We start from the raw sequence: 22,035 nt of genomic DNA on the forward strand, positions 1-22,035 counted from the left end.
TGGGTCGTTTTGGCGATGGGTGTTGGTTCGTGAGGGTGCCAGCCAACGAACAAGAGGGCTTGCCGAACAGTGGATTTCATTCCTGATGCCATCCCGAAAAAGTTCAACCGGTGTCCTCTCGCCCCGACTTTTCGCGAAATCCAGCCCTGCGGCGAGCAATTCGGGGGGATTTCTGCTTCGATGCCATGAATTCGGCATCTTCTCTCGGCGTAACATCCAGTTCAAAAAAGTTGCCGGCTTGGCCAGTTCATACTTCGGCCAACCCGGCAACTGCTGGCCGCAGTCTGGTGATTCAAACGGTGATTGACAAGCTGCGAACCGGCCGGTCACGGCCAGCGCAATCTGTTGGGAGATCGCGACTTGTGCGCGGATTGCAGCAAGTACGGGCATCGACAGTGAATCGACGGTGAAGGAAATGACGCTTAGACGAATGGACAACGTCCTCATCGTTGTCGACGATCTCGAAGCCACCAAGGCGTTCTTCATCGAACTGGGTCTCAAGCTCGAGGGAGAGACGACCGTCGAGGGGCCTCTGGTCGGCAGACTGATTGGGCTCAACGATGTCCGGGCCACTCTCGCGATGATGCGGACTCCCGATGGACAGGGCATTGAGCTGGACAAGTTTCATACGCCCAGCGCGATCAGGTTTGGGCCGGTGGACGCGCCGGTAAACACGCTGGGCATCCGTCGCATTATGTTCGCTGTCGATGACATCGACGCTGTGGTTGCGCGAATGTGCGCCCGCGGTGCCGAGCTCATTGGCGAAATGCAGTACGAGGACACGTATCGGCTTGCCTACATCCGCGGGCCTGAAGGCATCATTGTCGCGCTGGCAGAGCAGTTCGGGTAACGTGTACCCAGCCTATGACCACGCGCTGCGGCGAACACGGCCATCGCGTCACTGTTGCTATCCGAGCATTCCGCAAGCTGTGTCCCAAGTCTGGGTCGTTTTGGCGAGCAGGCATTTGATTCCTTGGCAGACTTTCGACACGTTTGTGCGTTCCGAATCCATACGCCGACCGCAACAGGCTCAACTGGTGTCGTGTCGCCCCGACGCTTTCGCGAAGCCCTGGGGTTCGCGCATCAGGCCGGTCGGTCGGCCGATGCCGCTGTCGATTTGACTCGAGGATTTCGCTGCGTCTACGTTTTCTGTTCTGTGCGATGGCCACTCGGCAAGCTTGCCGAACCGAGGACCGCTCGCTCCGGGACACAGATCGCAACCGCAACGAGCGCCACCACATGTCCAAGGCCGCGGGGACCGTCGGGGTATCGGATCACGGTGGATGGGCGGTGTTCGTCACGGCGGCTGCCGACGGAACGCTACTGGATCGCCGCCGGGTCGAGCTGGTCGATGACGACTTGCCGAAGATCCCCCACCACTGCGAGGCGCAATCGCTTCCGCTCGACGAGGCAGTGGCCTTGGTGGAACGGGTGCGGGAGTCGGCCGTACGGAACGCTCGGCTCGCACTCGACGCCGTGGCGGCGACAATGCCTGGGCGCATACGCGGAATCGCGCTGCGTCAGTGCCCCGAGCTACCGCCGACCGTTGCCGAACGGATTCGCGACTACCGCGCGCAGAATGTCGCCGACTGGGTGATGTACCGCCAGTCGCTTGCCAGCGCGGCCGCGGGCCGCGGCTGGGCGGTCCACTGGTATGACAGGAAGCAGGTGCTCGAGGCCATGCAGGTGGCGCTGCGGATCAGCGACCTCGATGCCTACTTCCGGAACCTGAGAAGGTCCATCGGTCCGCCCTGGGACAAAGATCATCAGACGGCCATGGCCGCAGCGATCGCTTCGTTTCGGGTTGGATAAGCAGAGGGGCGACCGGATTCCAACAGGGCCAGGCGACGGTCGTCGCAGGAGCAGACCAAGTAGGTTCAATCGATTGCAGCTCTCGCGTTGTGTTGGCCCCAGCATCGGCAATCACATCGAATAGCGCTACTCGCCCAGCGACCGCGCGATTGTCCGAACGGCGCGGACAGGAGTAATCTTTCCGTCGAAGGAAACCGCGAACCCTGCGGCTGTTTGTGAGGCAGGCCTGTGTCGGGGAAACCCCGGCAATTCGTCGCAGTTGCTGCCGCTTGACGCGATCCAGTATTCGGTCGCTTCGCCCAAGCAAGTTTTTTTCTGACAATTTTCCAATCAAGAAAACTTTATCTCCAAGGACATTGCCTAACGAACGGCTAAAGTTCCCCGAATCTGGTTCTTGCCTTACGGGTCATAACGACTACTCTTTACGTGGGGACTGCCGAGGAGAGTCGGCGGCGGGGCGGCAATTCTGGCCGCCGTTCTATGTTCGGGCGCAGGGGGCGTCGGAACTCATTTCAACTGCCGAGGCCTGCCGCGGGATGCGGCGCGGCTCTCATCGGGATTATGGAATTAGGTGCTGACATGAGTCTGCGCGTCTTGATTGCCGACGACCACGAGGTCGTCCGTTCCGGTCTGTCGAGTTTGCTCCAAGGTTCGGGTGCCGAAATCGTCGGCCAGGCTGGCACGGGCGATGAGGCCATCCAGCTCACTCGCGAACTGCACCCCGACGTCGTACTGCTCGACATTCGCATGCCCGATACCGACGGGCTGGCAGCGCTCGAAGCGCTCCGCAAGGAGTTTCCGCAACTCCCGGTGGTGATGCTTTCGACCTATGACAACCCGACCTATATGGCCCGCGCGTTGACGCTGGGCGCCAAGGACTACCTGCTCAAAGGTTGCACCCGCGAGCAATTGATCTCGAGCATCGCGGCGGCCGCCTCCGGACGGAGCGGCGCGCATTCCAGCGAGTTGCAGCGCGTGGCCGGCGCCATGGAAACGCCCGAGGTCACCGTCGGCGAAGGGGTGTCGCTCACCCGGCGCGAAACGCAGGTGCTCCGGCACGTCGCCCTGGGCCTGAGCAACAAGGAAATTGGCCGATCGCTGGAAATCAGCATCGAGACGGTCAAAGAGCACGTGCAAAACATCCTGCGCAAGATCAGTGCGACCGACCGTACGCAGGCGGCCGTGTGGGCTGTCCGGCGCGGGCTCGTCTAAGGCCGGCCGTTGGGTGCAGAGCCGTCAGCGTGCCCGAGGGTGGGCGCGTTCGTAGACCTCGCGCAGCACGGCCGTGCTGACGTGGGTATAGATCTGCGTGGTGGCCAGACTCTTGTGACCGAGCAGTTCCTGCACGCTACGGATGTCGGCACCGCGGTCGAGTAGGTGGGTCGCAAAGCTGTGCCGTAGCGTGTGGGGCGAGGTCCGCGTGTCGAGCCCGGTCGCGCGCAGATACTTCTCCAACATCCGGCCCACGCTGCGCGTGGTCAGCCGTCGGCCGAACTTGTTGGTGAACACGGGCGCTTGCACCCCTTGAGGAGCGCGCGGGTGCAGTTGGCGAACGCTCAGCCAGCGCCGCAGCGCGGCGTCGGCATGGGAGCCGATCGGCGAAAGTCGTTCGCGGCGCCCTTTGCCGCGCACGCGCACCACGCCGGCGGCCAGGTCGAGGTCGCCGTCGTTGAGCCCGACGAGTTCACTGACGCGCAACCCGGCCGAGTACAAAGTCTCCAGGATGGCGCGATCGCGGAGGCCGGCGGCGCCGCTCCGCGGTGGCGCCTCGAGCAAGGTGCCGACGTCGGCGGTCGAGAGAAAGTGCGGCAGTTTGCGCTGCCGCCGCGGATTGCGGAGCGGGCGTGCCGGATTCGTGCGGACCCAGCCCTCGCGTTGCCCGTAGCGAAAAAAGCTGCGCAAGGAGGCGAGCCGCCGGGCGATCGTGGCCTTGGCATAGCCGGCCTCGTGGAGCGAGGCGACATAGCCGCGCAGATCGAGCGTGGTCAGATCGCTGGGGCCCGGTGCCGGCCCACGCGATTGTTCGGCCAAATAGCGCTCCAGCGCCGCCAGGTCTTCGCCGTAGCTTTTCTCGGTCAGCGGCGAGGCATTGCGCTCGACGCGCTGATAACGCAAGAACCGCTCGACGCTGCGAGTGAATTCGCCGGGCGGAGTCGCAGAAGGTTCGGCCGTGCGATCGCGTCGCGCAGATCGAGTTTCGGCCGACGGACTCCGGGGCATAGTCGGCTCAGGTCGCTTCGTCGCCTTCGGCCGCCAGCGGCAGTTGGAAGCGGGCGTGACGCTGCGGCTTGGCTTCGGCGGCGTCCTGGCGAATCTTCTGGCTCAGGACGGCGGCGTCGTACCAGGTGAAGCTCAACTCGGGGTTCGAGGCGTAGCGGCCGAGGACCCGCAACGTTTCGGCGCGGCTCGCATCGTCGTACAAGAAGACGTACCGTTCCGCACCCTTGACCAGCGCCAACACGTTGATGTCCTGACTCACCGCCGCCTCCTTCCGGCTTCCCGGTGACTCGGCGGCAGAATTTGCTGCCGATCACCCTACGTCTTATCGGTCGGAAGTACAGCGCCACACCACTCGCGACTCTTCTGCACCGCCGCGAGAGCTCAGCATTTCGGTGATATGCAAGTGACAACAGAAACGAATGAAATCATCCTTTCGTTGCAAGTAGCTCTGCCAACCGCCAAAACGCGCGTCATCGCGAAAGGCCGCATAATTGACCAGTGCGTTGGTGAAATCGCTGTCGTGGCCGTGATAGATGCGCGTGTGCCGGAGCACCGGCTCGTCGCTGGGCTGACATGGCGGAGGACCATGCGCGCCGCCTGCGCCTGCAGCGCAACCAGGCGTCGACACGCCATCGGGTACCGGCTCGAGGTGCGCCATCATCTGGCCTTCGACTTCGCTGGCAGGCCCCGGCATCGCCGGCGCTGGCTTCAGCAGCGGAATCTGCGCGGACTCTGGTTGGTAGGGCGGTGTTTGCTGCGCGAGCTCGGCCCTGGCCTTGGCGTGTTCGGCGTCGAACACAAACGATTTGGGGATCTTGTCCTCTTCGGGACTGCCCCAGGGCAGACCATAGCCGGGTGGAATCGGGTGATAGCACGGGTTGGCGGCGTACCACTCGACCTGCAGCCCGCAGCGCGGCGGGTAGTACTCGGAGAAATCGGTGATGGCTCCGACGACGACACAATCGGCGCCTAGCAATTGGGCCAGGCGCCGCGCATCGGCGGGCGATTCCAGGTGCAGTTGGTGCTGCTGAAGCACTTGTTCAACGACCCCGATGGGGATCACCTCGAAGCCGGGAATCGCCTGCAGCTCGTTGAAGTAGCTGAGCGCGAACATACGGCCGTCGGCGCTGGCCTCGGTGCTGAGATTGAAGAACGGCGCGACGGCCACCTTGGTCAATTGTGGAAATGGGTTGTGAACCACCGGCTGCCGGTAAGGCAGCGGTAGAAACGAACAACCCGCTTGCAGCAGCAAGATGGCGGCCAGCAGCAGACGTTTCATCGCACTCGTTTGGGCTCGATTCGCGGCAGTTCCCCCCTGACGTGAATGCAAGCGCCCACGCGGCGCGCGTGGTCGATCGTCCTTCTTATCGGCACCTTGCGACCAATCGCTGCAATCGAATTTGCCGGAACGCTCGCTACGAACGATGCGGCCCTACAGCAGCGCCGCGAGACTCGACACCCCCAGCGGCTCGCGGCTCGAAAAGGGCTCGCCGTAGTTGGTGCCGATCGTCCAGCCCCAGTAGGCCGCCTGGTCGCGGACGCGATCGAGAAACGTCGGCGGTTCGTCCGGCCGCCCGGCGATGAATTGGCTGTGGTAGCACTCCACCGCGCGACGCTTGCCTTCCCAATGGGCGGTGATGTCGAGCACCAGCGCCGGCTGCAACGCCAGCCTGAGGTGCATGCAGTGGTAGTAGAGCAGCCGCGGCGGATGGTAGGGATCGCCGGCCAGATCGCTCTTACTGAGCTTCGCCCAGAACCGCGCTGCCTCGACGATCTCGGTCGCCGCCAGGTGATCGGGATGGGCATCGACCCAGTACGGCGCGAAGATCCAGCGCGGCCGCGTCTCGCGAAACACCTCGGCCACCTGGCGCCGCGCTTCGAGCGTCGGTTCCAGGCTGCGGTTGACCAGCCCAAGGTTGCGCCGCCAGTCGATGCCCAGCACCGCGGTGGCAGCGGCGGTCTCCCGGGCCCGCAGCTCGAGGCTGCCGTGTGGCGTGGGTTCCCCACTCGTGAGGTCGAGAATTCCGACGGCGAGCCCCTGCGACTTGAACTGCAGAATGGCGCCCGCCATCCCCAGCTCGGCGTCATCCGGGTGGGGGGCGACTACTAGCACATCGAGCACGGCACGATCCACGCGAAAGAGGGCACAACCGGAGCGGGAAAGGTCAGGCGTAGACTACTCTTTTATCCGTGCGCCGGCGCAAATCAATCGACCTGGACCGCACTTAATCGTTTTGGCAAACTCGTGCCGCAAACTCGACCGCATCCTGCGGTCCGGGTCGGCCTTCACGATTCGCCCGGTCGTCCATGTACTCGCTGCTTCGTCGCCCCGCCTTCGCAATCTCCCTTTGCCTGGGCCTGACCCCGGCGCTTGGCGGCTGCGCAATGAACGACGCCGGTTTCGATCCGCTGCGCACACCCAATATGCCCAACATGCGGGACGATGCCCTGCACGATCCGGCGGCGGGCGCGAGCACGAAGGCCCGCGAGATCGAAGGCAATCTCGGCTTTCAATGAACCCGCAGGCGATTGCACATTCTTTCCGCGCCGGGTAGGCTCGCCCGGCGACAGGCCCGCTAGCCCTCGCGCGCCTGTCTTTTCTCCCCGCGAGTGACGCATGGCCAGCGATCTTCGAACGACGTACGACAATGTTTGCACGCATGCCCGCGAAACGGCAGTGCTGAACTCGATCGAATCGCTCTTGTCGTGGGACGAGCAGGTATTGTTGCCCGCCGAGGGGGCCGAATACCGCGCCGAGCAGGCGAGGCTGATGGCCGGATTGGGGCATGCCCGCGAAACCGATCTGCACTATGGCGCGGCGCTGGGCGAATTGGCGGCCAGTTCGTGGGCTGCCGATCGCCAGAGCGATTCGGGCGCGACGATCTATCACCTCAAACGCCGCTACGACAAGCGAACTCGGCTACCGCAACGGCTGGTCGAGGCGCTGGCCGAGGCGACCGTCCTGGCACAGCAGACCTGGCAGCGGGCGCGCAAGCAGAACGATTTCGCCATGTTCGCGCCGCACCTCGATCAGGTCTTGCGGCTCAAACGGGAAGAGGCACAGGCCCTGTGCACGGGCGGACCGCTCTACGACGCGCTGCTCGACGATTATGAGCCGCTGGCGAAATCGGCCGAGGTTGGACGCGTGCTCGCCGATTTACGCGCCGAGCTGGTGCCGCTGGTCGCACAGATTGCCGAGGCCCGGCAGCGCCCGGACGAACGCGTGCTCGCGGGAAGTTTCGCCGTCGCGGCACAAGAGGCGCTCGGACGCAAGGCAGCCGCGACGATCGGTTTCGATTTTCAGCGCGGGCGGCTGGATGTTTCGGCACACCCGTTTTGCAGCACCGTCGGGCCGCGCGATTGCCGCCTGACCACGCGCTACCGCGAGCACGATTTCGGCGACGCGTTCTTCAGCACGCTGCACGAAACAGGGCATGGACTGTACGAACAGGGCCTACCGGCGGAACATTACGGTTTGCCGCTGGGCGAAGCCGTATCGCTAGGCATCCACGAATCGCAATCGCGAATGTGGGAGAACCTCGTCGGCCGCGGCCTGCCCTTCTGGGAATTCTTCTATCCGCAGCTCCAAGCCGCGTTTCCGGCATTTCGCGAAACGCCGCTCGACGCGTTCTACGGCGCAGCGAATCGCGTGCAGCCTTCGTTGATTCGCACCGAGTCCGACGAAGCCACTTACAATTTGCACATCTGCGTGCGCTTCGAACTCGAGCAGGCCTTGCTCGTCGATGAGCTGCGCGTGGGCGATTTGCCCGGCGCCTGGCAAGAGCGCTATCGCGACGTCGTGGGCGCCGTTTCAACGACCGACGCCGACGGCGTGTTGCAGGATGTGCATTGGGCAGCCGGGCTCCTGGGCTATTTTCCAACCTATACCCTCGGCAACCTCTATGCGGCCCAGTTTTTCGAACAGGCTATCGCCGATTTGGGCGACCTGCCCGCGCTGTTGCGCCGCGGCGAGACCGGTGGGCTGCTGGGCTGGCTACGAGACAAGATTCACCGTCATGGCAAGCGCTATTCGGCTGCCGAACTCGTCCAGCGCGTTACCGGTCGCCCGTTGTCGCATGCTGCCCTAATGAACCATCTGCGGTCGAAGCTGGGACCGCTTTATGGCTTTTGATCGCCAACGACTAGACTGACGGTTCGCTTCCCAGCTCGCTTTCGTGGAAGGCAGTTCCCCATGACCGAAGTGCAACATTGCGCTGCCTGCGGTCAGCCGGCCGAACTGAACGAGACCGACTTCACCGAGCCGGTGTGCTGGGACTGCCCGCATTGCGGCGTCGAGAATATGACCACTCCCGCGGGAGCCGTGGAGCCGACGACCGACCAACCTCTCGGTGCGTCGAACTGGGAGGTCGAGGCGGCCGCGATGCCGTCCGCGCTGCGTCGGCGCCAGAAGTCGCCCGGTTTTTTCGCGATGCTGCGGCAGTTCATCAGCATCGTCGGTGGAGGGCTGGTGGGACTGGTGATCGGCTATTACTTGCTGGTGTTGATCGGCGGACCACCGGCGAATTTTCTCCAGGTGAAATTGCCGGGCATGCCCTGGTTGCAGCGGGCCTGGCACAGCGTATTCGACCGGCAGGCAGAGCAGGGGACATCTCCAGGACCGCAAGTTTCGCCGGATGGCGATGAAGAACCCTTGCCGCAAGTCGCGCCGCCCGAGCCTGCTGCTGCGCGGCGTGAATCGTAACGGGAGCAAATTCAGCGTGAGCGATGCCTTGGACAAATCGGCGGCGACCGTTGGCAACGAACCGTCGGCAGCCTCGGTGCAAAACTATCTGCTCTATGGTCTGTCGCTGCCCGAGCGGGCCCTGCGTTCGGGCGCCAGCATCGTAGCGGGCACGGTCCGCGAAGGGACAAGCCTGCTCGTGCCGCGCGCATTTCAAGACTCGAAGACCTATTCGGTGCTCGTCCGGCAGATGCTCGACTATCTGGCGGACGACATCGGCGGCGTACAGCGCGCCGCTGGAGCTTCGGCCGGCGCGCCCCCGGCGGTCGAGAATTTTGTGGCTCGCAAAGCAGTAGGTAATTTCGTCGAGATGGCTGGCCTGGCGACGTTGCACGTTTCGCCGCTGACGGTGCTGGCTGTGTTGAGCGACCTGGCCTATGGATCGAGTACGCTGTTGGGCGAGTGGGGCGAGGAGCTCAAGCGCCAGGGCGTCATCGATCCGTCTTCGACCATTCTACAAGTCGACGACTTGCTCGAGGCTGTGGCGCGGGCTTCGAGGGTTTCGGCCGAGGCCTTCGACACGCCGCCGTTGTCGTACGAGGGCCTGCGCGAGACGGTCGAGCAAACGCGCGCGGCGGTGGCGCAGATCGATCCGACTAAGTTGATCCCGCAGGCCGAACTGCAAGCGATGTGGCAACAGATGCGCGAGCTGGCCAATCGCGAGGGCGTTTCGCTGGCCGACGTCTCGACGGCCATTGCCCTGTCGAGCCTGAGCAAGCTGGACGGAGTCGGCCGTGGCGTCGTTTCGGGCTTTGTCGTGGTGGGGAACCTTTTCGATCGACATATCCTGGACCACTACCGCTCGTCGTTGGCCGACGTGCGCGAACGCGGTCTCTACGCGAGCCTGGCCGAAACGGCGACCCCATATATCGAGGCGGTTTGGCGCAATTTTTCCGCGGAAAGGGCCACCCTGACCGAGGATCTTCTGTCCGGCAAGCTCGTCGGACAGGTCTGGAGCGGAGTGCGGCGCTGGTTGGGGTTAGCCGACAAGCTCGACCCGCCGGCGATCGCGTAACATTTGCCCGATTCGCACCGCCATGCACCAGGGGACAGCGTGGGGAGCCGAGTAGTCCTTTGTGTGCGCACGGCCTAAGATGTCGTCACTGCGCCGCGAAGGGGACTGATTCTTTCAAACAGTCGGTAAAGATGGCGACTTCGGTGCCGGCGACGGCGGACATTATCGGTCAGGGGGCCGCGCGGCTCGCTCAGCGGATGGCGTCGGGCGAACTCTCGGTGCGCGAGGTCATCGAGGCACACCTCGCGCGCATCGCCGAAGTCGATCGCCAGCTCAACGCGGTGATCTGTCCGTGTTTCGACGAAGCTCGCCGCGCGGCCGCGGCCGCCGATGCGGCGCGCAAACACGGCGAACCACTGGGTCCGCTGTTCGGCGTGCCAGTGACGATCAAGGAATGTCTTGATGTCGCTGGCACGGCTTCGACGTTGGGATTGCCGCGCTTGGCGCGGCGTCTCGCCAAATTCGACGGACCGCTCGTGGCCCGACTCCGCGCGGCAGGCGCCATCGTCGTTGGCAAGACGAACGTCTCGCAGTTGGCCATGTATATGGAGTCCGACGGGCCGCTGTTCGGACGCACGAACAATCCGTGGAATCTAGACCGCAGCCCCGGCGGCAGCAGTGGCGGCGAAGCAGCCATTCTCGCCGCGGGCGGATCGGCGCTGGGCCTGGCCACCGATGCCGGTGGCAGTATCCGGCACCCGGCACATTGCTGCGGAGTGCACGGCCTGAAACCAACCTCCGGCCGCCTGACGCAAGTCGACCTGCCGGTGACGACGGTCACACGCGGTGAACGGTGGATGCCGACCAACCTGGCCGGGCTGCATTCCATTCTGCAGGTGGGGCCCATGGCTCGAGAAGTCGCCGACTTGGAACTGGCGATGCAGGTTCTCGCGGCGCCGGGCTTGGAAACGACCGATCCCACGGTGCCTCCGATTCCCTGGTCCAGCTCCGCGGCGATCGACGTGCGGCAACTGCGCGTGGGCGTCTACGAGGATGAAGGCCTGTTTCCCATTGCACCGTCCATTCGCCGTGTCGTCCGGAGTGCGGCCGACGCTCTACGCGCGGCGGGCGCCGACGTACGGCCGTTTACGCTCCCCGACCCGCAAGCGGCCACCGATCTGCTCGTGAATCTGATCTTCTGCGATGGCGGGGCCGCGTTCGTGAGGATGCTGGGCGATACGAAGCTCGATCCCCGGCTTTCGGGCCTGATGCGCGCTGTCCGCATGCCGGCCTGGCAGCGCCCGATGGCGAGCGTCGCCTTGCGGCTGTTCGGCCAAGAACGCTTGGCCTCGAGTTTGAAGAATCTGCGCAACCTTTCGGCCGATGGACTTCGGCGACGCATTTCCGAACGGGCCGAATACACGACGCGTTTTCTGGCGGCGATGGACGCGCTTGAACTCGACGTGTTGATCGGTCCACCGCATCCAGTCCCGGCGCCGCTGCACGGTTCGTCGAGCTACTTGGGCCTGACAGCCGCTTACACGGGACTCTTCAACCTGCTGGGCATGCCGGCCGGCGTCGTGGCCGCGGGCCGCGTGCAGCCAGGCGAAGCGAGTCCCCGCGCGCCGGGGCGCTGCCTGGTCGAGCGTACCGTCGCGGCTGTCGAAGCGAACAGCGCTGGTCTGCCCGTCGGCGTGCACGTTGCAGGGCGGCATTGGCGCGAGGACATTGTTCTGGCCGTGATGGCGGCGCTCGAACGGCACTTTCGCGCGCAGCCCGACTATCCCGCTCGACCGCCGATCTAGCCCCACGAGTTGCATGAGCATCACCGCCGTATCACCGAGCCACGCCCCGTCCGAGGAAATTTATTGGCAGAGCGCGACGGAGCTGGCGCGCCGGATTCGCGCGGGCGAGCTGACGGCCTTTGCCGTGGTCGATGCCCACATTCGCCGGATCGAAGCGGTCAACCCGCTGATCAATGCGATGGTCGTTCCGCGGTTCGCGGCTGCGCGCGTCGAAGCCCAGGCAGCCGACGACCGCCAACGGCGCGGCGAACCGCTTGGCCCGCTGCATGGCGTGCCGATTTCGGTCAAAGAATGTTTCTTCGTCCCGGGAACACGCGCGACCATCGGCGTCGACGCGCTCGACGAAGTCACTTCGGGCGAATCGGTACTGGTGTCGCGGTTGCGGGCCGCCGGCGCGATCGTCCTGGGCAAGACCAACATTCCGCAGTTGATGGTGATGCATGAGACCGACAACCCGGTCTACGGGCGGACCAACAATCCCTGGTGTGTCGACCGTGGGCCTGGCGGCAGCAGCGGCGGCGAAGCCGCGATGGTCGCCGCGGGAGGCGTCGCGCTGGGGTTGGGCAACGATCTGGGCGGCAGCATTCGGCAACCCGCACATAGCTGCGGAATCTGTGGATTGAAGACGACCTCTTGGCGCCTGCCCGAGTCCGGCAGCCGGACGAACTGGAACGGCATGGAATCGCTGGTCACGGCGGCCGGCCCGCTCGCCCGGCATGTGGCCGATTTGAATCTGGCGCTGTCGGTGCTCGCGGCGCCCGGGCTGGAACAAGTCGACACGCGGATTCCGCCGGTGGCCTGGCGCGATCCGGCCGACGTGCAACTCGAGCAACTGACCGTCGGATATTGGACCGACGACGGAGCGATGCAGCCGTCACCGGCCATTCGTCGCGCTGTGCGCGAGGCGGCCGATTCGCTCGCCGCGCGCGGGATGAAGGTCGTCCCGTTCTCGCCTCCCGATTTCGCCGAGGCGCTGTCCATCTATTTCAAGCTGATGAGCGCCGACGGTGGTGCCGATGCGCGGCGCTTGCTGGGCTCGAGCCGGCGCGATAAGCGAGTCGCAAAATTGCTGATGATGGCTCGCTTGCCGGGGCCTTTACGGCGCACGCTCGGAGCGATGCTCCGCGCCGCGGGACAGGAGCAGATCGGCGGGCTGCTGGGCCAGATTGGCGGCATCTCGGCCGATGCCTATTGGCAACAGACCTCTGCCCGCGCACGGTATCTCGAGCGGTTCCAGGCGGCCATGTTGGCGCAATCGATCGACGTCTTGTTGGGGCCCGTGTGCGCCCTGCCGGCGTTGCGACACGGGGCAAGCGAGTTCTTATCGCATGCGGCGAGCAGTTCGATGCTGTTCAATTTGCTGGGGTACCCCGCCGGTACGATCTCGATCACGCGCGTGCGACCCGGTGAGGAGTCGGACCGGCAGCGCACGTCCGACCTGGCGGTGCGGGCGGCCATCGATACCGAAGCCGGTAGCGCAGGGATGCCGGTTGGCGTGCAGGTTGCCGCGAGCGCCTGGCGCGAGGACCGCGTCTTGGCGGTGATGCAGGCGCTCGAAGACGCTTGGTACGCCTCGCCGGAATACCCGAAGTTCCCGCCGCTTTGATCCTTGGCCCGGCGAGCGGGTCCGCGCGCTTGCTTATGTTGGCGAGGGCTTCTAGAATCGCGAAGGCTTCTTGAGATTGGTTCTCAGGAGGCTCCTCAAGCGAGATTCAACCATGTTGCCTTCGCGGGAAATGCTGCCCCTGCAGTGCCTTGCGGCGGGCCAGCAAGGGAGGATCTCACAACTTCTGGGCTCGCCTGAGCAGGTCCATCGCCTCGAAGAGATCGGCATGCGGCAGGGCGTGCTCGTCGAGATGCTGCAGTCGGGTAGCCCCTGTATCGTACGTCTGGGGGGACAAAAGCTCTGCTTCCGGGCCGACGACCTGATGCGGGTGCTCGTCGAACCGTGAGCAACAGCTTGAACTTGAAGCGGTTGTCGGAGCTGGTGACTGGCCAGCGCGCACGCGTCCAGCGGGTCGCGACTGAGGATGCCCGCGGCATCCAGATCCTCGAGATGGGCGTTACGCCCGGTACCGAGATCGTACTCGTCGGGGTTGCGCCGCTGGGCGATCCGCTCGAGTTCGAGTTGCGCGGCTACCGGCTGTCGCTGCGCAAGGTCGAAGCCGCCCTGGTCGACGTCGAACTGCTTTGAAATCGCCGCCGCGCTCGATCGAGCGGCGCGGACTCAAGACTATCTCCGACCGGGTAAACCGAGCGACTCGTGGCCGCGACCGTGGTACCTTCGACGCAGACGACGACGGTCGCCCTGATCGGCAACCCGAATGTTGGCAAGTCGACGCTGTTCAACTCCCTGTGCGGCGTGCGGCAGCGAGTCGGCAATTATCCCGGCGTCACGGTGGAGAAAAAGATCGGCCGGTGGGTCGCCGACCGCCGGGTGATCGATCTCATCGACCTGCCGGGCACCTATAGCCTGGCGCCTCGCTCGCCCGACGAAATGGTCGCCGTCGACGTTCTGCTGGGGCGGCGCAGCGACACCGCGCGAGTCGACGCGGTGATCTGCATCGTCGATGCGAGCAACCTCGAACGCAACCTGTATCTGGTGAGCCAGGTGCGCGAATTGGGTTTGCCCACGGTCGTGGCGCTCAACATGATCGACGTCGCCCAAGCGCGCGGGCTCAAGGTCGACGTTGCACGCCTCGAGCGGCAGTTGGGCGTCCCGGTCGTTGCAGTTCAGGCACACCGGCGGACCGGGCTCGACATCTTACGGCGGCGACTGGTTGAATCGCTGGGCGCTTCGATGCCGGCACCCGCGAGCCCGTTTCCGCCGGCGTTTCAGGCGGAAATCGAACATCTGGGCTCGCTCGTGAACAACGGGCACCCGGCGACGAGCCTTTTGCCTCGGTATCTGATCGAACGGCTGTTGCTGGACACGGCCGGGTATCTCGAAACAGAGTTGGAGCACTCAGCGGCACGCAGCTCCCAGTTACACAGCGAATTGCTCTTGGCTCGCGAACGACTGAAAGCAGCCGGTATGCCGGTGCCTGCCGTCGAGGCAATGTCGCGCTATGGCTGGGTGGCCAACGTCCTCGACGGAGTCGTCGAGCGTCCGGCGACGCGCGCGGCCACCGCGAGCGATCGACTCGATCGGATCCTGACCCATCGAGTTTTTGGGACGCTCGTGTTCGTGGCCCTGATGGTGGTGATGTTCCAGGCCGTGTTCCGCTGGGCGGGACCGGCCATGGACGGGATCGATGTCTTGCAATCCACCCTCGCCGGCGCGGTCGAAGCGGCGCTTCCGGCCGGTGCACTGCGCAGCCTGCTGGTCGACGGACTCATCGGCGGAGTCGGCAGCGTGCTCGTATTCTTGCCACAAATCCTCGTACTGTTCTTGTTCATCGCGGTCCTGGAAGACTGCGGCTACATGGCCCGGGCCGCGTACTTGATGGACCGTTTGATGGTGCACGTGGGTCTCAGCGGCAAATCGTTCATTCCGTTGTTGTCTTCGTTTGCCTGTGCGATTCCGGGCATCATGGCGGCGCGGGTGATTGAAAACCGCCGCGATCGGCTGGTCACGATCCTGGTGGCGCCGCTAATGAGCTGCAGCGCGCGGCTGCCGGTTTATACGCTGATGACGGCAGCCTTCGTCCCGGCGCAGACTTTCTTGGGCGGTTGGTTGGGATTACAAGGTCTGACGATGACGGCCATGTATCTGCTGGGCATTGTGGCCGCGGTGCTTGTGGCCCTGGTGCTGCGGCGGACGATCTTGCGCGGGCCTACCCCGGCGTTTGTCATGGAACTGCCGGCCTACCAGTGGCCGTCGCCGCGAAACGTGCTCTATCGCATGGCCGAGCGCGGTTGGGCCTTCATCCGTCGGGCCGGTACGCTGATCGTGGCCGTATCGGTCGTCGTCTGGGCACTGCTGTACTTCCCGCAGCGCAGCGACGAACTGGCGGCCCGCTGGGCGCCGCAACGGCAGGCCATCGAGCAGCGTTTGGCCGACGCCGGCGCGGACGATGCACTGCGCGAGACTGCCGAGCAAGAACTGCGACAGATCGACAATCACCTCGCCTCGCTACAAACCGAGCAAAGCCTGCTCGGCCGGCTGGGCCATGCGCTCGAACCGTTCGTCCGGCCCTTGGGCTGGGACTGGAAGATTGGATGCGCGGTGCTGGCCTCTTTCCCGGCGCGCGAAGTCGTCGTGGCGACGCTAGGGATTCTCTACGATCTCGGAGCCGAGGTGGACGTGGACGAAGACGCCGGGCGCACGCAGCTCGAGACGGCGTTGCGCGCCGCGCGGTGGCGCGACACCGGACGCCCGGTCTTCAATACGCCGGTGGCCTTATCGATCATGGTCTTCTTCGCATTATGTGCGCAATGCGCTTCGACGCTGGTCGTGATGCGCCGCGAGACCAACCACTGGGGCTGGCCGGCGTTCACGTTCTTCTACATGACGACGCTGGCCTACGTCGCCGCGCTGGTCACCTATCAGGTGGGCATGCGGCTCTCGAGCTAACCAGCGAGATGACGATGCAACTCGATTGGCAAACCTGCACAGCACTGGCGGTGGTGGCCGCGGCCGCCGGCTACCTGATCGATCGCAGTTGGCGCACGATCGGTAGACCGCGCCCAACCGGCTGCGGTCAAGCGTGCTCGGGGTGCGAACGCAGCAGCGAGGCTCCGTCGCCCACGCCACCGCTGGTCAGCCTGCGCTCGCCGGAACGGCCGTAGGTCGGGCGACTTAGCGGCGGGCGGCCTGGAATTCGCCGATGTTGGCGTGCACCAGCACCTCGGGCGCGCAATGCTCGCCCAAGTCGGTCTTGATGCAGATCTTCGCTTCGAGCTTGCCCGGCGTATCGGGTGCGATGAAGGTGATCCGCAGCAGGTGCAAGGGCTTGGCCTCGTCCTTGGTCTGGAACGTGAAGCAATCGTCAGCGCAGGTGACGTCGGTGATCTTGAACCGCTTCGTCGCCTTGACGACTACCGTTTTCTCGACCTTCTGCCCAGGCTGGACCTTGCCCAGCACCAAGGGGGACGGCGTGACCGAAATCTCCGACTTGACGATGGCTTCGACCACGACGGGGAACACGGGGGCTTTGCGATCGTTGGTTAGCAGTTGCAGTTCCTGCTTGAGGAAGCCCGGCGGGGCGTCTTCGGTGAGCCGCACCACCAACTCATAAGCGGTATTGCCGCCCACGCGGTTCTTCTCGACCAGCTCGGCTTCGAGATAATCGCAACCGTCGTCCTTGATGCCTTCGATCCGCCAATCGCTGCGGCCGGCATAGTTGATCGACAACCGCTTCTCGGCGCCGGCACCCATCTCGATAGTGCCGAAGTTCGCCGCCTCGGGCGTCACGACGATGTCGCTACGGATGTAGCCCTTCACCTGCAATTGCACTTCGGCATAGAAGGGCTGGTCGAAGGTGATGGTCAACGTGGCCGAACGCTGGCCGACGTGCGTCTTCGTATTGAACGTCGCGACGAGTTCGCTCTCTTCGCGCGTCTTCACCAGGTCTTTCGAGATGGTCGGAGTCGTGCAAGTGCAGCTCGAGCGGACGCTCGCCACGTGCACGTCTTCCTTCCAGATGTTCTTGAATTTGAATCGGAACTCGATCTTGCTGCCCGCGGCCACGGTGCCGAAATCATGCGTCGTGGTCTCGAACATCTTCTTGGCCCAATCTTGGGCCGATGCCGTGGTTCCGCCAAAGAGGAGCAACAAGATGGCCAACGCGGCGCGGCGCGACACGACGGGATACTCCGGGAGACGAGGGGGCCGTGGGGTGCGCTATCGCGGGCCGAGCCCTAGCCGCTGACTTCCATGAGCGGCGAGCCTGTCGGGGGTCTCGATCACCGGCTGGTCAGCGTTTCGGCTTCCGCAGGGCTCACGGCCGCATGCTGCGGAAGCTCGACACGCCTCAGGGACAGACATCCCGGCCAGCAATCGCTCCGGCAAGCAACAGGGGTCAAACCAACTCTAGCGGCAATCGTCCGCGGTTTTTTCCGACCGCAAACACAAGCCGACATTCAACACGATTCTTCGGTTCCTCGATCTGTACAACTACAGTAAGTCGTCCGCCTGATTGTACATCCGTGCCAGCAGTTGCACGACTTCAGTTGAGTACCGACGGCAAATCAGGTAATTCGGACAGCCTGGGAGTTGCCCATTCGCCGTAACCTCGTTGCTATCGTTGCCATCTCACTGGGGGAGCCTGGCAATGGAGCGGTTGCCCCGTGGTTTTTCCCCGGGGCGACGATTCGGCTAGGATTCTCCACAGCCCTGTAGTCACCACCTTGCCAGCGGAGAGCCTAGCCCCATGTTACAGCGGACCTTGACGGCGCGCACTTGGACGGTGCGGCAGGTGGCCGCGCAGCGGTTGCTTGCAACAACCGTGGTCGGCGCCCTGCTGGCGGTGGCCGGGTGTCGCCCTGACGTTCAGGCGGGCGAAGGCTCGAACGCGGCCCAGGCCGCCGAGCCTGCCGCCACCGAAGCGGTCGCGGCGAATTCTGTACCCGAGGCGGCAGAACCGCCATCGGAGCCAGCACCTGACGCCGCAGCCGAGGATCAAGTCGCTCAGGCCCCGGCCACGCCGGGCCAGGGCAAAAAGGTCAGCGCGGCTCCCCGGTCCGCCCCGGCAGAACCTGCCGAAGCGAGCACAGCGGAGAAACCTGCCGCTGATCCTGGTGCAGAGACCATGCCCGAACATCCCTTCCCGCGTCGCGTCAAGTCGCCGCCGCTCGACGGTGGTCACGCCTGGATCAACACGGCAGGTCCGCTCGACATCGAAGAGCTACGAGGCAAGTTCGTGTTGCTCGATTTCTGGACCTATTGCTGTATCAACTGCATGCACATCCTGCCCGAGCTGAAAAAGCTCGAGGCAGCCTACCCGAACGAGCTGGTCGTCATCGGGGTGCACTCGGCCAAGTTCGACACCGAGCAGGACAGCGACAATATCAAGGAGGCGGTGCTCCGCTACGACATCGAGCACCCGGTGGTGAACGATGCCGATCATGCGATCTGGGACAATTTCTTTGTCAGCAGTTGGCCGAGCCTGCGGATCATCGACCCGGAAGGCAACGTGGTTGCCGGTCATAGCGGCGAGATCGATTTCGCGGCGCTCGACGACTTCTTCAAACAGGCGCTGCCGTACTACCGTGCCAAGGGGTTGCTGGATGAGACGCCGTTGCATTTTGCCTTGGCGCGGGCCCAGGCCGAGGCGACCCCCCTGCGGTTTCCTGGCAAGCTGCTGGCCGACGAAGCGGGGGACCGGCTGTTCATCTCGGACAGCAATCACAACCGCATTGTTGTCGCCAAGCTCGACGGCACGCTGATCGAAACGATCGGCAGCGGTCAACTCGGCGCCGCCGATGGCGATTTTGCCACCGCCACGTTCAATCGTCCGCAGGGCATGGCCCTGCAAGGCGAGACGCTCTACCTGGCCGACACCGAAAATCACCTGTTGCGCAAGATCGACCTGGCGGCCAAGACCGTGACGACGATCGCCGGCACCGGCGAGCAGGGGCGCAATCCCTGGCCTGGTCTCGACCTGCTCAATCGCGATGACCAGGGCAGGCCGGGGCTGCCCGAGCGGTTTGTCGGCCCCGCGCGCGAAACGGCGCTGAACAGCCCCTGGGATCTATGGATTCACGACCAGACGCTCTATATCGCCATGGCCGGTCCGCACCAGATCTGGGCCATGCCGCTCGACGAACGGGAAATTGGCCCCTTTGCGGGCAACGGGCGCGAGGACATTGTCGACGGCACGCTGCTGCCCAATGAGCCCTATGCCGAGGGCTTTGCATCGTTCGCGCAGCCCAGCGGCCTGACCAGCGACGGTAACACGCTGTTCGTCGCCGACAGCGAGGGGAGCTCGATTCGCAGCATACCGTTTGGCGGCCAGGGCAACGTCGAAACGATCATCGGTACGGCACATCTGCCCGCAGGTCGATTGTTCGAATTCGGCGATGTGGACGGCGCAGCGCCCGATGCGCGGCTCCAGCATGCGCTTGGCGTGTGCTACTACCGCGGCGTGCTCTACGTCGCCGACACGTACAACAGCAAGATCAAGCAGATCGACGTCGCCAAGCGCGCCGTCGCAACGCTCGTGGGGAAGCCCGAGCAGGTTGGCGAGAATCCGCCCGCCACGGCCACGCTGTTCGACGAACCGTCGGGTCTCGCGGCCGCCGGTGGCAAGCTCTATGTGGCCGACACGAACCATCATTTGATCCGCGTAATCGATCTGGATCACGAGAACCGGACGACCACGCTCACGATTGCCGGGCTCACGCCGCCCCAGGCACCTGTCGTGGCGCGGCCGCGTTTCGCCGGGGCTGAAAAGATCGAGGTGCCCGCCGCACGGCTGAAAGCAGTCGACGGCAAAATCAAGCTGCAGGTGCAAATCTCGCTGCCCGAGGGATACAAGCTCAACGACCAGGCTCCCAGCGGCTACCAGGTTGATCCGGTAGGCGACGCCGGGCCGGTCGAGCGCAGCGCGCTGGGGCAATGGCACAAACTCGACCCGCCGGCTGCCGAATTCGCCGTCGAGCTGCCGGTCGCGGGCACCGGGGCCGACCGACTGCACGTCGGCGTGCGGTTTTACTATTGCCGCGAGGGTCGCGACGGCCTGTGCAAAATGGATCAGGTGGTCTTCGAGCTACCAGTCGAGATCGCTGACGACGCAACGGAGAATGCAGTCACCTTGGCTCACGCCGTTGTCGACGGGCCCAAGGCGTTGCCTGGCGAGGGCACTGGGGGCACCGACATCGCCCCGCCGTCCGACGCGGCGGCCCCCCAAAACCCCTAGCAGCAGCCCTGCTAGCCCGGCATAGGGAGTCTCGAGCGACGAATCGCTGCCGCTGGCAGCGATTTCGTGCCCTTTTTTGCTCCGGCCGGGCCAATTGCCTGCTGGCGTAAGGGTTTGCTACACTCTGGGTTTGCCCAAATCCAGGCCGGCCCCTCCGTGGGCCCATAGCCTCCTCCGATGTTCGAGACCATCAGCGAAGGTCTGAGTACCGCCCTGCGCAGTCTCCGCGGTAAAGCGCGGCTGACCGAGGCGAACATGCGCGATGGCCTGGGCCTGGTGCAGCAGGCCCTGCTCGAGGCCGACGTCAGCTACCCGGTGGTCAAAGACTTCATGGCGGCCGTCAATGAGGCGGCCATGGGCGAGGCGGTGCTCAAATCGCTCGACCCCACCCAGCAACTGATCGGCATCGTCTATCAGGAGCTGGTCAAGCTGATGGGGCCGGTCGACCACTCGCTCCATCTGCGGCCCGACATCACGACCTTGATGCTTTGCGGTCTGCAAGGCTCGGGCAAGACGACGACCTGTGGCAAGCTGGCTGCGCTGATTCGCCAGCGCGGTCGCAAGCCGATGCTCGTGGCTGCCGACTTGCAGCGGCCCGCGGCCATTCAGCAGTTGCACGTGCTCGGCGAACAGATCGGGGTCCCGGTCTACTCCGAGACGGGGGCGAGCGACCCGGTGGCAGTTTGCCAGAACGCCGTGCGACAGGCCGGCAAGATCGGCGCCGACGTCGTGATTCTCGACACCGCCGGACGGTTGCACATCGATCAGGACTTGATGGACCAGCTCACGCGGATCGATCGCCGGGTTTCGCCCGAGCAGGTCTATCTGGTGGTCGACGGCATGACGGGCCAGGACGCGGTCAACAGCGCCAAGGCGTTTAACGAGTCGCTCGAGCTGGACGGCGTGATCATGACCAAGCTCGACGGCGATGCCCGCGGCGGCGCGGCGCTGTCGGTCAAACACGTCACCGGCGTGCCGATCAAGTTCATCGGCGTGGGCGAGCATCTCGACGCGCTCGAAGAATTCCATCCCGACCGGCTGGCCGGCCGCATCCTGGGGATGGGCGACGTGCTGACCCTGGTCGAACAGGCCCAGGCCAAGTTCGATCAGGACGAGATGGCCAAGCAGGAAGAGCGGCTGCGCTCGGGCGAGTTCACACTCGACGACTTCCGCAACATGATGAGCCAGGCCACCAAGCTGGGCCCGCTGCAGAAGATCATGTCGATGATTCCGGGCATGGGCGGGATGCAGCAGATGCTCGACGGAGTCGATGCCGAGCAGGACCTCAAGCGGCTGTTCGGCGTGATCGACTCGATGACGCCCGAGGAGCGCCGCCGGCCGTCGATCATCGACCCCAGCCGCCGGCGCCGGATCGCCACGGGCGCCGGCGTCGAGCCCGACCAGGTCGCCGACCTGGTCAAGAATTTCGACGGCATGGCCGCGATGGTCAAAGGCATGGCCAACATGGGCATGCGCGAGCGTCTACGGCACGTGCAGCAGCTCGCCTCGGGCGGGTTTCTCAATCCCGGCGCCAAGCTGCTCAAGCAGAAGCAAGGCACCGGCAAACGGTTGAGCAACTCGGAAAAGGCCCGGCTGCGCCAGCAGCGCGACGACGATGCCCGCGAGCGCCGTCGCGGCGATCGCGGATGATCTCACAGCCCCACGACAAAAAACCAGCAATTACGTTCACCAAAAGCGAGG

The 22,035-nt window shown here is 64.6% G+C and carries 20 protein-coding genes; 14 read left to right on the top strand and 6 right to left on the bottom strand.

Annotation, left to right across the window (positions count from 1 at the left end):
• On the bottom strand, positions 1–438 hold a 438-nt coding region (locus K1X74_21920), incomplete at its 3' end, for a hypothetical protein (GenBank protein MBX7169009.1).
• Between K1X74_21920 and K1X74_21925 the strand changes: the two genes are divergently transcribed.
• The 3 genes from K1X74_21925 to K1X74_21935 all read left to right on the top strand — a co-directional run bounded on the left by K1X74_21925 (position 416) and on the right by K1X74_21935 (position 3,024).
• Complete coding sequence (locus K1X74_21925; protein MBX7169010.1) at positions 416–850, top strand: VOC family protein; 435 nt, start codon at positions 416–418, stop codon at positions 848–850. The genes K1X74_21920 and K1X74_21925 overlap by 23 nt on opposite strands.
• Positions 851–1,239: 389 nt before the next feature.
• Positions 1,240–1,812 carry a hypothetical protein gene (locus K1X74_21930; GenBank protein MBX7169011.1) on the top strand — a complete coding sequence of 191 codons (573 nt, stop codon included), beginning with the start codon at positions 1,240–1,242 and terminating at the stop codon, positions 1,810–1,812.
• A gap of 579 nt (positions 1,813–2,391) precedes the next feature.
• Positions 2,392–3,024, top strand: coding sequence for a response regulator transcription factor (locus tag K1X74_21935; protein MBX7169012.1), 633 nt, complete (start codon positions 2,392–2,394; stop codon positions 3,022–3,024).
• 24 nt (positions 3,025–3,048) lie between these two features.
• Here K1X74_21935 and xerC read toward each other — a convergent pair whose 3' ends face one another.
• The 4 genes from xerC to bshB1 all read right to left on the bottom strand — a co-directional run bounded on the left by xerC (position 3,049) and on the right by bshB1 (position 6,166).
• Positions 3,049–4,032, bottom strand: a complete 984-nt coding sequence (gene xerC, locus K1X74_21940) for a tyrosine recombinase XerC (GenBank protein ID MBX7169013.1) — start codon at positions 4,030–4,032, stop codon at positions 3,049–3,051.
• A 7-nt stretch (positions 4,033–4,039) separates the two neighbouring features.
• A complete protein-coding gene (locus K1X74_21945; GenBank protein MBX7169014.1) occupies positions 4,040–4,291 on the bottom strand; it encodes a hypothetical protein in 252 nt (83 codons plus the stop codon).
• Between the two features lie 63 nt (positions 4,292–4,354).
• Positions 4,355–5,311, bottom strand: a complete 957-nt coding sequence (locus tag K1X74_21950) for a hypothetical protein (protein ID MBX7169015.1) — start codon at positions 5,309–5,311, stop codon at positions 4,355–4,357.
• 153 nt (positions 5,312–5,464) lie between these two features.
• Positions 5,465–6,166 (bottom strand): bacillithiol biosynthesis deacetylase BshB1, encoded by a 702-nt coding sequence (bshB1, locus tag K1X74_21955; GenBank protein ID MBX7169016.1) that lies wholly within the window; start codon positions 6,164–6,166, stop codon positions 5,465–5,467.
• A gap of 483 nt (positions 6,167–6,649) precedes the next feature.
• Between bshB1 and K1X74_21960 the strand changes: the two genes are divergently transcribed.
• The 9 genes from K1X74_21960 to K1X74_22000 all read left to right on the top strand — a co-directional run bounded on the left by K1X74_21960 (position 6,650) and on the right by K1X74_22000 (position 16,264).
• The gene (locus tag K1X74_21960; GenBank protein MBX7169017.1) at positions 6,650–8,164 is read left to right on the top strand and encodes a carboxypeptidase M32; all 1,515 of its coding nucleotides are present in this window, start codon (positions 6,650–6,652) and stop codon (positions 8,162–8,164) included.
• A gap of 60 nt (positions 8,165–8,224) precedes the next feature.
• On the top strand, positions 8,225–8,734 hold the full coding sequence (locus tag K1X74_21965) for a hypothetical protein (protein ID MBX7169018.1): 510 nt from the start codon (positions 8,225–8,227) through the stop codon (positions 8,732–8,734).
• A 16-nt stretch (positions 8,735–8,750) separates the two neighbouring features.
• Positions 8,751–9,788 (top strand): hypothetical protein, encoded by a 1,038-nt coding sequence (locus K1X74_21970; GenBank protein ID MBX7169019.1) that lies wholly within the window; start codon positions 8,751–8,753, stop codon positions 9,786–9,788.
• A gap of 131 nt (positions 9,789–9,919) precedes the next feature.
• Positions 9,920–11,533: an amidase gene (locus K1X74_21975; protein MBX7169020.1), complete on the top strand. Its 1,614-nt coding sequence runs from the start codon at positions 9,920–9,922 to the stop codon at positions 11,531–11,533.
• Positions 11,534–11,546: 13 nt separating this feature from the next.
• On the top strand, positions 11,547–13,139 hold the full coding sequence (locus K1X74_21980) for an amidase (GenBank protein MBX7169021.1): 1,593 nt from the start codon (positions 11,547–11,549) through the stop codon (positions 13,137–13,139).
• A 112-nt stretch (positions 13,140–13,251) separates the two neighbouring features.
• Positions 13,252–13,485 (top strand): FeoA domain-containing protein, encoded by a 234-nt coding sequence (locus K1X74_21985; GenBank protein MBX7169022.1) that lies wholly within the window; start codon positions 13,252–13,254, stop codon positions 13,483–13,485.
• Between the two features lie 14 nt (positions 13,486–13,499).
• Entirely contained in the window at positions 13,500–13,727 is a 228-nt protein-coding gene (locus tag K1X74_21990; GenBank protein MBX7169023.1) for a FeoA domain-containing protein, read from the top strand.
• 81 nt (positions 13,728–13,808) lie between these two features.
• Positions 13,809–16,049 carry a ferrous iron transport protein B gene (feoB, locus tag K1X74_21995; GenBank protein MBX7169024.1) on the top strand — a complete coding sequence of 747 codons (2,241 nt, stop codon included), beginning with the start codon at positions 13,809–13,811 and terminating at the stop codon, positions 16,047–16,049.
• A 14-nt stretch (positions 16,050–16,063) separates the two neighbouring features.
• The gene (locus K1X74_22000; protein MBX7169025.1) at positions 16,064–16,264 is read left to right on the top strand and encodes a FeoB-associated Cys-rich membrane protein; all 201 of its coding nucleotides are present in this window, start codon (positions 16,064–16,066) and stop codon (positions 16,262–16,264) included.
• Positions 16,265–16,274: 10 nt separating this feature from the next.
• Here the strand turns inward: K1X74_22000 and K1X74_22005 are convergent, their stop codons facing one another.
• A complete protein-coding gene (locus K1X74_22005) occupies positions 16,275–17,279 on the bottom strand; it encodes a DUF1573 domain-containing protein (GenBank protein ID MBX7169026.1) in 1,005 nt (334 codons plus the stop codon).
• 946 nt (positions 17,280–18,225) lie between these two features.
• Here K1X74_22005 and K1X74_22010 point away from each other — a divergent pair.
• Entirely contained in the window at positions 18,226–20,334 is a 2,109-nt protein-coding gene (locus tag K1X74_22010) for a redoxin domain-containing protein (GenBank protein ID MBX7169027.1), read from the top strand.
• A 177-nt stretch (positions 20,335–20,511) separates the two neighbouring features.
• Positions 20,512–21,984, top strand: coding sequence for a signal recognition particle protein (gene ffh, locus K1X74_22015; protein ID MBX7169028.1), 1,473 nt, complete (start codon positions 20,512–20,514; stop codon positions 21,982–21,984).
• The last annotated feature ends 51 nt before the right edge of the window (positions 21,985–22,035 follow it).

Source organism: Pirellulales bacterium (assembly GCA_019694435.1).
In the GTDB taxonomy this organism is placed as follows: domain Bacteria; phylum Planctomycetota; class Planctomycetia; order Pirellulales; family JAEUIK01; genus JAIBBZ01.